7 protein-coding genes, 4 tRNA genes, 3 rRNA genes and 1 riboswitch are annotated in these 14,025 nt (G+C 52.9%); of the genes, 1 reads left to right on the forward strand and 13 read right to left on the reverse strand.

The genetic code is table 11. The annotated features are described in order from the left end of the window. Positions 1–5 precede the first annotated feature (5 nt). The 11 genes from ytfR to btuB all read right to left on the reverse strand — a co-directional run bounded on the left by ytfR (position 6) and on the right by btuB (position 11,423). The gene (gene ytfR, locus KGP26_RS27160; protein ID WP_094982440.1) at positions 6–1,520 is read right to left on the reverse strand and encodes a galactofuranose ABC transporter, ATP-binding protein YtfR; all 1,515 of its coding nucleotides are present in this window, start codon (positions 1,518–1,520) and stop codon (positions 6–8) included. 22 nt (positions 1,521–1,542) lie between these two features. Beyond that, positions 1,543–2,499 carry a galactofuranose ABC transporter, galactofuranose-binding protein YtfQ gene (ytfQ, locus tag KGP26_RS27165; RefSeq protein WP_021807362.1) on the reverse strand — a complete coding sequence of 319 codons (957 nt, stop codon included), beginning with the start codon at positions 2,497–2,499 and terminating at the stop codon, positions 1,543–1,545. A 297-nt stretch (positions 2,500–2,796) separates the two neighbouring features. After that, positions 2,797–2,872 (reverse strand) — tRNA-Trp (locus KGP26_RS27170). A 53-nt stretch (positions 2,873–2,925) separates the two neighbouring features. Continuing rightward, positions 2,926–3,002, reverse strand: a tRNA-Asp gene (locus KGP26_RS27175). Positions 3,003–3,096: 94 nt separating this feature from the next. Beyond that, positions 3,097–3,212: ribosomal RNA gene (rrf, locus tag KGP26_RS27180) — 5S ribosomal RNA — on the reverse strand. Between the two features lie 102 nt (positions 3,213–3,314). After that, positions 3,315–6,222 (reverse strand): 23S ribosomal RNA (locus tag KGP26_RS27185). A gap of 219 nt (positions 6,223–6,441) precedes the next feature. After that, positions 6,442–6,517, reverse strand: a tRNA-Ala gene (locus tag KGP26_RS27190). 108 nt (positions 6,518–6,625) lie between these two features. After that, a tRNA-Ile gene (locus tag KGP26_RS27195) sits at positions 6,626–6,702 on the reverse strand. Positions 6,703–6,777: 75 nt separating this feature from the next. Next, positions 6,778–8,318 (reverse strand): 16S ribosomal RNA (locus tag KGP26_RS27200). The 16S, 23S and 5S rRNA genes sit together here with 4 tRNA genes alongside, the layout of an rRNA operon. Positions 8,319–8,734: 416 nt before the next feature. Beyond that, positions 8,735–9,598 (reverse strand): glutamate racemase, encoded by an 864-nt coding sequence (gene murI / locus KGP26_RS27205; protein WP_223664795.1) that lies wholly within the window; start codon positions 9,596–9,598, stop codon positions 8,735–8,737. Then, the gene (gene btuB, locus KGP26_RS27210; RefSeq protein WP_037376431.1) at positions 9,543–11,423 is read right to left on the reverse strand and encodes a TonB-dependent vitamin B12 receptor BtuB; all 1,881 of its coding nucleotides are present in this window, start codon (positions 11,421–11,423) and stop codon (positions 9,543–9,545) included. The genes murI and btuB overlap by 56 nt, the downstream gene beginning before the upstream one ends. Positions 11,424–11,496: 73 nt before the next feature. After that, positions 11,497–11,712: riboswitch (cobalamin riboswitch) on the reverse strand. 120 nt (positions 11,713–11,832) lie between these two features. Between btuB and trmA the strand changes: the two genes are divergently transcribed. Then, positions 11,833–12,933: a tRNA (uridine(54)-C5)-methyltransferase TrmA gene (gene trmA, locus KGP26_RS27215; protein ID WP_223664796.1), complete on the forward strand. Its 1,101-nt coding sequence runs from the start codon at positions 11,833–11,835 to the stop codon at positions 12,931–12,933. A gap of 64 nt (positions 12,934–12,997) precedes the next feature. On the opposite strand, the gene KGP26_RS27220 is transcribed toward trmA, so the two are convergent. Both KGP26_RS27220 and fabR read right to left on the reverse strand, forming a co-directional pair. Further along, positions 12,998–13,360, reverse strand: a complete 363-nt coding sequence (locus KGP26_RS27220) for a YijD family membrane protein (RefSeq protein ID WP_021807207.1) — start codon at positions 13,358–13,360, stop codon at positions 12,998–13,000. A gap of 13 nt (positions 13,361–13,373) precedes the next feature. Further along, on the reverse strand, positions 13,374–14,006 hold the full coding sequence (gene fabR, locus KGP26_RS27225; RefSeq protein ID WP_024482854.1) for an HTH-type transcriptional repressor FabR: 633 nt from the start codon (positions 14,004–14,006) through the stop codon (positions 13,374–13,376). Between the last annotated feature and the right edge of the window lie 19 nt (positions 14,007–14,025).

Raw genomic sequence — 14,025 nt, forward strand, 5'->3', positions numbered from 1 at the left:
GTGGTTCATGCTGCCCCCTGTTGCACGGCAATGGCCTGCATAATGGCGGGAACCGTAATGGCATCATGCTCAAGCTGCGCCACATGTTTTCTATCGCGTAATACCACGATGCGATCGGCATAGCCTGCCAGCTCCTCCAGTTCGGAGGAGATCACCAGCAGCGCCAACCCTTCATCACAGAGCCGTTCAATCAGGCGGATAATTTCCGCATGGGCTCCTACGTCAATGCCACGGGTTGGCTCATCCAGGATCAGGAAACGGGGTTTAGTCGCCAGCCAGCGGGAAAGCAGCACCTTCTGCTGGTTACCGCCGGAAAGGTACTGGATTTGCTGCTCCGGCCCCGGTGTGCGGATCCCCAGCAGTTTGATGAAATCCTCCGCAATTCGGGTTTGCTCACGCAAAGGGATAGGCCGTAACCAGCCACGCTGCGCCTGCAATGCCAGAATGATGTTTTCCCTTACCGTGGCCGCGCCGACAATACCGTCGGTCTTACGATCTTCTGGGCAATAGCCAAATCCCAGGCTGGCCGCTTTACGGGGGGTAGGGATCGCCACCATTTTGCCCTCAACCTTCGCTGTACCTTTATCCCGAGCCTTAATGCCGAAGATCAGTTGTGCCGTCTCAGTACGCCCCGATCCCAATAAACCAGCCAGACCAACTATTTCTCCAGGCCGGATCGCCAGATCAAAGGGCTCAACCATGCCGCGTCGGCCATAACCGCTAAACTCCACTAACGGCGGAGCCTGCACGGCCTGATGTTCGCTGCGTTTGAGCAACGTCTCATCAAAACTGTGGCCAAGCATCATCTGTACCAACTCGAGCCGTGGCAACTCGGCGGTGACACGGGTCCCGACCAGCTTGCCGTTACGCAACACAGTAATACGATCGCTGATGCGGTAAACCTGTTCGAGAAAATGGGTGACGAAGATCATCCCCATTCCCTGAGATCGCAGCTGGCTAAGAATATCCAGCAGCATGGTGACTTCCTTGGCATCCAGGCTGGCGGTGGGTTCATCCAGGATAAGCACCTTGGCGGAGAGATCGACGGCGCGAGCAATCGCGACAATTTGCTGAATGGCGATAGAGTAGTTACCCAGCGGCTGGCTGACATCCAGCGGTAATCCATACCCTTCCAGCAGCTTACGGGCATTACGCAACAGGGTTTTTTGATCGATCAGGCCAAAGCGGGTGGGTTCGCGGCCGATAAACAGATTGGCGGCCACCGAGATATTAGGCAGCAGGTTAACTTCCTGATAGACGGTGCCAATCCCCAACGATTGCGCCTGGGCCGTATTCTGTGGCGCAATCGCGGTGCCTTCTAGCCATACCTCACCGGCGGAGCGTTGGTAAACACCGGTTAATGCCTTAATCAGCGTGGACTTACCCGCGCCGTTTTCCCCAAGAAGCGCCACCACCTCACCGCGTTGTAGTGTGAAATCAACCTGCTCCAGCGCTTTTACACCTGGAAACTCCACGGATAACCCGCTTATTGCCAATAATGCTGCCTGAGGTGTGGCCATTATCTGCTCCGCCTGTTAACGATCAATATCCCATGCTTTTCTTCATATCGTATTCCTGTCTGGCCGTTTCAGGCTGCAGCAGTTTCGACTCGGTCTGGATAAATTTCTGTGGCTGTGTGCCGTCTTTTTTCAATGCAATCAAGGCATCAAACGCAGGTCCTGCCATATTTGGCGTCAGTTCAACCGTGGCGTTGGCTTCCCCTTCCATCATTGCTTTAAAGATATCCGGCACGCCGTCGATGGAAACAACCTTGATCTGTGAGCCTGGTTTGAGGCCAGCTTCTTTGATCGCCTGGATGGCACCAATGGCCATATCGTCGTTATGTGCATAGACGGCGCAGATGTTTTTGCCGTTCTGTTCAGCCTTGATAAAGCTTTCCATCACTTCTTTACCCTTGCTGCGAGTAAAGTCACCGGACTGCGAACGGATGATTTTGACGTTGTCGGCAGAAGCAATACCATCCGCAAAGCCTTTCTTGCGGTTAATGGCCACGCTGGCCCCAACGGTGCCTTGCAGTTCCACCACGTTACAGGGCTTGCCCGCAACGGCTTTCACTAGCCATTCGCCTGCGACTTTTCCTTCATGGACGCTGTCAGAGGCGACGGCTGCGGTATACAGCGAGGGATCGTTCACTTCGATCATGCGATCCAGCAGGAAGACCGGAATTTTGGCCTCTTTCGCTTCCTGCAATACCGGAGTCCAACCGGTGGCCACCACCGGCGCAATGAAGATGGCGTCAACGCCCTGAGCAATAAAGGATCTCACCGCCTTGATCTGGTTTTCCTGCTTTTGCTGTGCATCGGCGATTTTCAGCGTAATACCCCGTTTTTCCGCCTCCTGTTTCGCCACTTTGGTTTCTGCCGAACGCCATCCTGATTCAGAACCAATCTGAGAAAAGCCGACAACCAAGGGGGCAGCCTGCGCCGCTCCCATCAACACGCCGCTTACGGCGGCCGCTAACAGTAAACGCTTAACCATGTTTTTCTCCTCGCTCTGCCTGAATCGATCAGACAGAGATGGCTGTGGGTATATTCGCTTTCATCGAGTGTGCCCAACAAACTCGTGGGGCTTATAAGGTGTAGTTGAAATACAGACAGGAATGATGAGCGATATCACAGCGCGGGATTACAACCATTTTGTACATAGATACAGCTAGAAATGTCTAAATTGGGAACGATTTCGGCGGGAATTTTGTACGCGCTAGCGGCAGGAATGGCAATTTTAGGCGAGTAGAAAGCAAAAAAAACCCTTCGCTTTCGCAAAGGGTTTCTAATATGGCAGGGGCGGAGAGACTCGAACTCGCGACACCCGGTTTTGGAGACCGGTGCTCTACCAACTGAGCTACGCCCCTAAATTACGCTTAACATTATGCCTGCTAAAGTTAGCAGGCATAATTTAAATAAGTGGCGGAACGGACGGGGCTCGAACCCGCGACCCCCTGCGTGACAGGCAGGTATTCTAACCAACTGAACTACCGCTCCACCGATTCTTTTACGTCGCATCTTTCGATGCTGGCAAAACCACCTGGGTGATTTCGCGCATTACCAGGTGTCATACTGATAACGTTTATTTGATGCCTGGCAGTGTCCTACTCTCGCATGGGGAGACCCCACACTACCATCGGCGCTACGGCGTTTCACTTCTGAGTTCGGCATGGGGTCAGGTGGGACCACCGCGCTATTGCCGCCAGGCAAATTCTGTTTCATTCTTGGCCGTTACTTTCGTAACCACCAGAACCAATCTCGGAACTTCGCTGAAAATTGTCGTCTACTCTAAAACACCTTTGGTGTTGTAAGGTTAAGCCTCACGGATCATTAGTACTGGTTAGCTCAATGCATCGCTGCACTTACACACCCAGCCTATCAACGTCTTAGTCTTAAACGTTCCTTCAGGGGCCTTAAAGGCCCAGGGAAGACTCATCTCGAGGCAAGTTTCGCGCTTAGATGCTTTCAGCGCTTATCTTTTCCGCACTTAGCTACCGGGCAGTGCCATTGGCATGACAACCCGAACACCAGTGGTGCGTTCACTCCGGTCCTCTCGTACTAGGAGCAACCCCTCTCAATCTTCCAACGCCCACGGCAGATAGGGACCGAACTGTCTCACGACGTTCTAAACCCAGCTCGCGTACCACTTTAAATGGCGAACAGCCATACCCTTGGGACCTACTTCAGCCCCAGGATGTGATGAGCCGACATCGAGGTGCCAAACACCGCCGTCGATATGAACTCTTGGGCGGTATCAGCCTGTTATCCCCGGAGTACCTTTTATCCGTTGAGCGATGGCCCTTCCATTCAGAACCACCGGATCACTAAGACCTACTTTCGTACCTGCTCGAGCCGTCACTCTCGCAGTCAAGCTAGCTTATGCCTTTGCACTAACCTCACGATGTCCGACCGTGATTAGCTAACCTTCGTGCTCCTCCGTTACTCTTTGGGAGGAGACCGCCCCAGTCAAACTACCCACCAGACACTGTCCTCACCCCGGATCACGGGGCCGAGTTAGAACATCAAACATTAAAGGGTGGTATTTCAAGGTTGGCTCCATGCAGACTGGCGTCCACACTTCAAAGCCTCCCACCTATCCTACACATCAAGGCTCAATGTTCAGTGTCAAGCTATAGTAAAGGTTCACGGGGTCTTTCCGTCTTGCCGCGGGTACACTGCATCTTCACAGCGAGTTCAATTTCACTGAGTCTCGGGTGGAGACAGCCTGGCCATCATTACGCCATTCGTGCAGGTCGGAACTTACCCGACAAGGAATTTCGCTACCTTAGGACCGTTATAGTTACGGCCGCCGTTTACTGGGGCTTCGATCAAGAGCTTCGCCTTGCGGCTGACCCCATCAATTAACCTTCCAGCACCGGGCAGGCGTCACACCGTATACGTCCACTTTCGTGTTTGCACAGTGCTGTGTTTTTATTAAACAGTTGCAGCCAGCTGGTATCTGCGACTGGCTTCAGCTCCGAGAGCAAGTCTCTTCACCTACGCGCCAGCGTGCCTTCTCCCGAAGTTACGGCACCATTTTGCCTAGTTCCTTCACCCGAGTTCTCTCAAGCGCCTTGGTATTCTCTACCTGACCACCTGTGTCGGTTTGGGGTACGATTTGATGTTACCTGATGCTTAGAGGCTTTTCCTGGAAGCAGGGCATCAACTACTTCTGCACCGTAGTGCATCGTCATCACGCCTCAGGGTTGGTAGCGTTCCGGATTTACCAGGAACACCCCCCTACACGCTTAAACCGGGACAACCGTCGCCCGGCTAGCCTAGCCTTCTCCGTCCCCCCTTCGCAGTAACACCGAGTACAGGAATATTAACCTGTTTCCCATCGACTACGCCTTTCGGCCTCGCCTTAGGGGTCGACTCACCCTGCCCCGATTAACGTTGGACAGGAACCCTTGGTCTTCCGGCGAGCGGGTTTTTCACCCGCTTTATCGTTACTTATGTCAGCATTCGCACTTCTGATACCTCCAGCAAACCTCACAGTTCACCTTCAACGGCTTACAGAACGCTCCCCTACCCAACAACGCCTGAGCGTCGCTGCCGCAGCTTCGGTGCATGGTTTAGCCCCGTTACATCTTCCGCGCAGGCCGACTCGACCAGTGAGCTATTACGCTTTCTTTAAATGATGGCTGCTTCTAAGCCAACATCCTGGCTGTCTATGCCTTCCCACATCGTTTCCCACTTAACCATGACTTTGGGACCTTAGCTGGCGGTCTGGGTTGTTTCCCTCTTCACGACGGACGTTAGCACCCGCCGTGTGTCTCCCGTGATAACATTCTTCGGTATTCGGAGTTTGCATCGGTTTGGTAAGCCGGGATGGCCCCCTAGCCGAAACAGTGCTCTACCCCCGAAGATGAGTTCACGAGGCGCTACCTAAATAGCTTTCGGGGAGAACCAGCTATCTCCCGGTTTGATTGGCCTTTCACCCCCAGCCACAAGTCATCCGCTAATTTTTCAACATTAGTCGGTTCGGTCCTCCAGTTAGTGTTACCCAACCTTCAACCTGCCCATGGCTAGATCACCGGGTTTCGGGTCTATACCTTGCAACTATTCGCCCAGTTAAGACTCGGTTTCCCTACGGCTCCCCTATACGGTTAACCTTGCTACAAAATATAAGTCGCTGACCCATTATACAAAAGGTACGCAGTCACACCACGAAGGTGCTCCCACTGCTTGTACGTACACGGTTTCAGGTTCTATTTCACTCCCCTCGCCGGGGTTCTTTTCGCCTTTCCCTCACGGTACTGGTTCACTATCGGTCAGTCAGGAGTATTTAGCCTTGGAGGATGGTCCCCCCATATTCAGACAGGATGTCACGTGTCCCGCCCTACTCATCGAACTCACAATTAATGCATTTTAGTGTACGGGGCTATCACCCTTTGCTGCGCGACTTTCCAGACGCTTCCACTAACACAAGAACTGATTCAGGTTCTGGGCTGTTCCCCGTTCGCTCGCCGCTACTAGGGGAATCTCGGTTGATTTCTTTTCCTCGGGGTACTTAGATGTTTCAGTTCCCCCGGTTCGCCTCGTATGGCTATGTATTCACCATACGATAGTGTGTCGAAACACACTGGGTTTCCCCATTCGGGTATTGCCGGTTATAACGGTTCATATCACCTTACCGACACTTTTCGCAGATTAGCACGCCCTTCATCGCCTCTGACTGCCTAGGCATCCACCGTGTACGCTTAGTCACTTAACCTCACAACCCGAAGGTGTTTCTGTAAACAGAGACACTGTCGTGCTGTTTATTTGAGAGACTCTATGACAGGTTAATCCTTACCCCAATACTTCTACGGAGGGATAAGTTTCAGCTGTCATGTTTCAATTTTCAGCTTGTTCCAGATTGTTAAAGAGCAAAATACTTCGCAGCATACTGTTGCCAGTACACTCTGAAGTATTATCAAGGACCATATGGATATGGTGGAGCTAAGCGGGATCGAACCGCTGACCTCCTGCGTGCAAGGCAGGCGCTCTCCCAGCTGAGCTATAGCCCCATACAGTCACTTGCAGAAACCTTTATTTACCACTCGCTCAGGCAAGGCATGCTCACTGGACGTTTACGGTGTAAACGTATCGCGTGCAACGCAGCACAAGTGCGAATTTGGTAGGCCTGAGTGGACTTGAACCACCGACCTCACCCTTATCAGGGGTGCGCTCTAACCACCTGAGCTACAAGCCTATAAAGGTATTTCTGCTCGTTACTTTTTCATCAGACAATCTGTGTGGACACTGCACTCAACTGCATATCTTTAGGTAAGGAGGTGATCCAACCGCAGGTTCCCCTACGGTTACCTTGTTACGACTTCACCCCAGTCATGAATCACAAAGTGGTAAGCGCCCTCCCGAAGGTTAAGCTACCTACTTCTTTTGCAACCCACTCCCATGGTGTGACGGGCGGTGTGTACAAGGCCCGGGAACGTATTCACCGTAGCATTCTGATCTACGATTACTAGCGATTCCGACTTCACGGAGTCGAGTTGCAGACTCCGATCCGGACTACGACATACTTTATGAGGTCCGCTTGCTCTCGCGAGTTCGCTTCTCTTTGTATATGCCATTGTAGCACGTGTGTAGCCCTACTCGTAAGGGCCATGATGACTTGACGTCATCCCCACCTTCCTCCGGTTTATCACCGGCAGTCTCCTTTGAGTTCCCGCCATTACGCGCTGGCAACAAAGGATAAGGGTTGCGCTCGTTGCGGGACTTAACCCAACATTTCACAACACGAGCTGACGACAGCCATGCAGCACCTGTCTCACAGTTCCCGAAGGCACCAATCCATCTCTGGAAAGTTCTGTGGATGTCAAGAGTAGGTAAGGTTCTTCGCGTTGCATCGAATTAAACCACATGCTCCACCGCTTGTGCGGGCCCCCGTCAATTCATTTGAGTTTTAACCTTGCGGCCGTACTCCCCAGGCGGTCGACTTAACGCGTTAGCTCCGGAAGCCACGCCTCAAGGGCACAACCTCCAAGTCGACATCGTTTACAGCGTGGACTACCAGGGTATCTAATCCTGTTTGCTCCCCACGCTTTCGCACCTGAGCGTCAGTCTTTGTCCAGGGGGCCGCCTTCGCCACCGGTATTCCTCCAGATCTCTACGCATTTCACCGCTACACCTGGAATTCTACCCCCCTCTACAAGACTCTAGCTTGCCAGTTTCAAATGCAGTTCCCAAGTTAAGCTCGGGGATTTCACATCTGACTTAACAAACCGCCTGCGTGCGCTTTACGCCCAGTAATTCCGATTAACGCTTGCACCCTCCGTATTACCGCGGCTGCTGGCACGGAGTTAGCCGGTGCTTCTTCTGCGAGTAACGTCAATGAACAGTGCTATTAACACCGAACCCTTCCTCCTCGCTGAAAGTGCTTTACAACCCGAAGGCCTTCTTCACACACGCGGCATGGCTGCATCAGGCTTGCGCCCATTGTGCAATATTCCCCACTGCTGCCTCCCGTAGGAGTCTGGACCGTGTCTCAGTTCCAGTGTGGCTGGTCATCCTCTCAGACCAGCTAGGGATCGTCGCCTAGGTGAGCCATTACCTCACCTACTAGCTAATCCCATCTGGGCACATCCGATGGTGTGAGGCCCGAAGGTCCCCCACTTTGGTCCGAAGACGTTATGCGGTATTAGCTACCGTTTCCAGTAGTTATCCCCCTCCATCGGGCAGTTTCCCAGACATTACTCACCCGTCCGCCGCTCGTCACCCAGGAGCAAGCTCCCTGTGCTACCGCTCGACTTGCATGTGTTAGGCCTGCCGCCAGCGTTCAATCTGAGCCATGATCAAACTCTTCAATTAAAAGCTTGATTTGCTGCAACTCGTGCAGCGATGCTCGAAAATTAACTTTCGTAATCATTCATTCGCATGAATGACTGCTTGGTCACTCTTCAAGACTTGATATTTTTTTTGCTACCGAAGTAGCTGGATATCGTCTTGTGAGTGCCCACACAGATTGTCTGATAAATTGTTAAAGAGCGTTCGTTACCGGGAAGTTTCTCGGTAACGCGGGAGGTGCATATTACGCTTTCCCGCTGAAGAGTCAACCTTTTTCTCTTGCGAGACGCGGTGTTTTCACCGGATTGCTTCTTCCTGGCTGGGCGACTTGTTCGTCGTTGTTCCCGGTCAGTGGAGGCGCATTATAGGGAGTTCTCAGAACGCCGCAACCCCTAAATTCATTTTTTTTGCTGACCGTCGAATGTTTAAGCAAAACCCCATTAAAGCGGCAGTTTTTTCAACGATTTAAAGCCATAACCCTGCAAAACGGGCAATAAAGCATCGGTGTCTTCATTCAGCGCCATGCAATACGCCAGATTCTCTTCCTGAGTTGAGACCAGATTTTCCTGATTAGAGATAAGCCAGGCAGCTCTGCGGGCAATTGCCGCACCGGAATCCACCAGACGCGTTCCTTCAGGCAGGACTTGCATCAGCTCTTCAGATAATAGAGGGAAGTGAGTACAGCCCAACACGACCGTGTCCGGAGGCTCGCGCATGCTCAGCCACGGCTGCAATATTTTCTTCAGCGTTGCCAGCGGCACAGGTTCACCATGCAGCTTGGCTTCTGCCAGCTCCACCAGCTCAGAAGAGCCTAACAGCTCAATTTTGCAATCTGTCGCGAAACGCTCGATCAGTTCATGAGTATAAGTACGCTGAACCGTACCGCGCGTGGCCAGTAAACCGACGATACCGTTGGCGGTCAGTTTGGCAGCAGGCTTGATCGCTGGCACCACTCCCACCACCGGGAAAGCAAAATGCTCACGCAGCGCAGGTAAGGAAACGGTACTGGCGGTATTGCAGGCAATGATGACGATTGCCAAAGGATGACGTTCCTGAACCGCACTGACAATTTCCAGCACGCGCTCAACGATGAACTCTTCGGATTTCTCGCCGTAGGGGAATGCCACGTTATCGAAGGCATAGATATAGTGGAGATCCGGCAGCAGTTGCCGAACCTCCTGAAACACTGACAACCCGCCGACGCCGGAATCAAAAACCAGCGCCGTCGGGCGAGGAGCCGCAGTGGCGTTAGAAGGTATAGCTGCCAGTGAGGTAGTACTCTCTTCCTGGGGTAGCGTAGCCATAAGCCGTCTCATAATCTTTATCAAACAGGTTGGCAATTCTACCACGAACTGTCAGCTGAGAGGTTATTGGATATGAGGCGCTCACGTCGACCGTGCTGTAACTCGGCAATACGCGCTGCTCAGGGTTATAAGTAGAAGAGATATTGTCGTAACGCTTGCCGTAGTACTGATACGAGATATCCATGTCCAGGTTGAACATCGTCCAATCCAACTGATATTTGGCCTGACGTTTCGAACGGCGCGCCAGCACCTCATCGGTCTGGTCATTACGCGGATCGATATATTGCAGCGTCAAACGGTGGGTGAACATCCAGGTATCAAAGCTACCGGTCCATTCAACGCCTTTAATCGTTGCCCGATCCACATTGTAATACTGCCCCTGATAGGTCACCGGGTCAGAATCATAGTTGATCAGGTTCTGGATTTTGTAATGGTAAGCAGACAGACGCCAATCCAATGGCCCGGTCAAACCTTCCAGACCCATTTCCCACTGTTTGGACTCTTCCGGCTTGAGGTTGCTGTTGGAATCAATGCCAAAGCGTTTTGAGCCATATTGCTGACCCAATGACGGCGTCAGGAAACCCGTACCATAAGATAAGGTAGCTCGATAGCCATCAACAAACTCCCAACCTGCCGCGGTCTGCCAAGTGCCGTGCCAACCAAAATCACCTGCCTTGTCTTCACGCCCAGAGGCTTCCAGCGTCACGCTGCCAAACTGCTGTTGACCGCTCAGGTACAGCCCCGTGTTGTCTCTTTTATAGGTATCGGCAAAGGAACTGTCGGAAGAGGTCAGGCGCTGTTGCTGGAAATCGGCACCGGCGGTAACGCTACCGTGCTCGAAAGCATAGGTATTGCCCCATTGCAGGTTACGCTGATCCATATCATCCAGCGTAGTGCTGATGCCATAACGGCCATTCTGGCTGCTGTAGTTGTAATCTTTCTGTTTCTGATAGCTGCCCGTCAGTTGAGAAGAGAAAGCCCCAGACAGGAAACGCAGCCCCATATCATAGGTATGGCTATACAGGCGGTCTTCATCATTACTGTACTTCGGGCTGTAAGGTACACTGCCGACATCGTAGTCCGAGTTATTGGTATAACCATAACCCCGCACGAAGCCTGAGAAATTCTGATTGAACTGCTGTTCCAACCCGCCCCAGAAGCTTTTATTACGGAAACCATCACGATCGCTGTCGACCGAATAAGGCGAGCCTGGCTGCACATTGAAACCGTTGGTCATCTGGTAGCTGCCCGCAACGGTAGCAACAGTGTTATCAAAACGCTGGCGCAAGGCACCATCGTACTGCTGGTATCCTTTAGAACCGATCCCCGCCTGGACTTTTCCGCCCTCTTTATCCGTCTGGGTAATGATGTTGATGACCCCGCCGATGGCACCAGAACCGTAAATGGCAGAGCGCGGCCCACGGATAAACTCCACACGCTGAACCAGCGCCAACGGAACCTGGTTAAAATCGACGCCGTTGCTGATCCCCAGACGGGCCATTGGCACGCCGTCAATCAGAACCAATACATGACGAGCTTCAGTGCCGCGTACCGAGAGGGATGACCCCTGCCCCATACCGCCGTACTGTGAAATATCGACACCGGGCAAACGGCGCATTACATCATTGAGGCTTTTGGCCTGCCAGCGATCGATATCTTCGCGGGTTACCACATCGGCAGGCGCCAATACGGAAGAGACCGGTTGAGGGAAGCGATTGGCGGTCACCACCAGATCATCGCTACTTTTAGCCGTGGTGTTATCTTGCGCCCATCCAGAAAATGCCGTCGCGGAGGAGACCACCGCCAGCAGTGTATTTTTTATCATTGTCATTATAAAAAGCATCCAAACTTCATTGGGGATGCCGCAGGGCCACGGCCGGTAGTTCGCGACGGCTATGGATATTGCGACGTACACCGGTAGGTTTTCGGGCTTGGGATTTGCCGGTTGCCTGTGGCAACCCGCACCGGGCGATGACTTCCCATCCTGCAGTGGACAGTGTCTGCGTCATTTAACGCTATCGCCGTGACTTCCCCATACCGCTGCGCGTCAGCTCCAGATTTGCACTGGATTCCCTTTTCACTCGCTGCTTGAGACCGGACGGCAATGCTACAATCAATGAAAATGGATGTCTAGATTGCCAACAGTGTTGCAAAATAGCACCACAACAAAACTGGACTTCACGGGCTGATTCCCTACAATCCCCGCTGATCCAATTTGCCTGACGAGAGAAACCATGACGCCCGAGAATTTGCCTATTGAACGCTATGACGACCAACTGGCGGAGAAAACAGCCCGCCTGAAGACCATGATGTCACCGTTCACGGCGCCCGAGCCGGAAGTGTTTCGCTCGCCAGTCAGCCACTACCGGATGCGTGCGGAATTCCGCATCTGGCATGATGAGGACGATATGTACCACATCATGTTCGATCAGCAGACCAAGCAGCGTATTCGCGTCGATAGCTTCCCGGCGGCCAGCGAGCTGATTAACCGCCTGATGAGCGCCCTGATGGCGGCCCTCAAGCCCAATCCAGTGCTGCGCCACAAGCTGTTCCAGATCGATTATCTTTCTACGCAGAGCGGTAAGATCATTGCCTCGCTGCTGTATCACCGCAAGCTGGACGAACAATGGCAGCAAGATGCCACTGCGCTGCGTGATGCGTTACGCGCAGACGGCTTCGATGTGCAACTGATTGGCCGCGCCTCGAAGATGAAAATCATGCTGGATCAGGACTACGTCGACGAAGTGCTGCCGGTCGCTGGCCGCGCAATGATTTATCGCCAGGTCGAAAACAGCTTCACCCAGCCAAACGCCGCCATGAACGTGCAAATGCTGGAATGGGCGCTGGATGTCACCCAAGGTTCAAAAGGGGATCTGCTGGAGCTGTATTGCGGTAACGGCAACTTCTCGCTGGCCCTGGCCCGCAACTTCGAGCGGGTATTAGCCACTGAAATTGCCAAGCCTTCGGTGGCGGCGGCGCAGTACAACATCGCGGCCAATAATATCGACAACGTGCAGATTATCCGTATGGCGGCGGAAGACTTCACTCAGGCAATGAACGGCGCTCGCGAGTTCAACCGGTTAAGAGGGATCGATCTGAGCAGCTATAACTGTGAGACGATTTTCGTCGATCCGCCGCGCAGCGGGCTGGATGAGGAAACGGTGAAGATGGTGCAGACCTATCCACGCATCCTTTACATCTCCTGCAACCCGGAGACCCTGTGCGCCAATCTGGATACGCTGCAGACCACGCACAAAATCACTCGCCTGGCTCTATTCGATCAGTTCCCATACACCCATCATATGGAATGTGGCGTATTGCTCGAACGCCGCTGATCTAGACAGGCGCAAAAACCAAAAAAGGCACTCCGCGGAGTGCCTTTTCTCGATAAAACCATTTTTAATGCTGAACAGTGACGGTATTGCGTTTCTTTAATTGAAAACCAATCCAGAGCACCAGCACCACGCAGACAATCGAGGGCAGGAAGTTCGAGCCGATCTGCGGGTATTCCGCACGCACGATCGCGCTATATCCCAGGACGCCCAACAGGAAACAGCCAGCCGCCAGTTTTGGCATACCATCCGGCATTGGCTGGTTCAGGTAACGCTGATGCAGGCAATATACCGCCAACACCAAAGCAATCAACGGGAAGGCTGAAAACGACACCACCGAACTGAACAGCGCGGCAAAGGAACCGTTTACGGACAGGCCGGCAATCAACGCCAGCAGTAAAGTACCATTCTCACGGCTTAGTTTTTCCATGACTTTCACCTTGTTATACGTGGGATACAGATGCTTTTTCTTGTTCGCGGCGATACCAGTAATAGGCTCCTTTGGAAATCATCCGCAGTTGCAACACTAACCTTTCTTCGAGCTGCCGCCGTTGTTCAATATCAATATCCAGCGCTTCCGCACCGGCACTGAACACAATCGTCACCATAGCTTCCGCCTGCGCCTCGGTAAAACTACGCGGCATATGGTTTTCCAGCTCAAGGTAATCTGCCAGTTCGGCGATAAAATGTTGGATTTCCCGTGCTACCGCCGCACGAAACGCGGCCGAGGTGCCGGAACGTTCACGCAGCAACAGCCGAAAGGCGTTGGGATTATTGCCGATAAACTCCATAAAGGTCGATACCGACGTGCGGATCACGCTGCCGCCTTTGGCAATACGCTGGCGTGCCTGGCGCATCAATTGGCGCAGCATCAGGCCGCTTTCGTCAACCATGGTGAGCCCAAGCTCATCCACATCGCGAAAATGACGATAGAAAGACGTGGGCGCGATGCCCGCCTCTCGTGAGACTTCACGCAGGCTCAGGCTGGCAAAACTGCGCTCGGCACTCAGTTGGCTGAAAGCCGCCTCAATGAGGGAACGACGAGTGCGTTCTTTTTGTTGTGCTCTGACGCCCATTTGCATATCCGGATGACTT

This window comes from Serratia sp. JSRIV002 (assembly GCF_019968725.1).
Taxonomy (GTDB): Bacteria; Pseudomonadota; Gammaproteobacteria; order Enterobacterales; family Enterobacteriaceae; genus Chania; species Chania fonticola_B.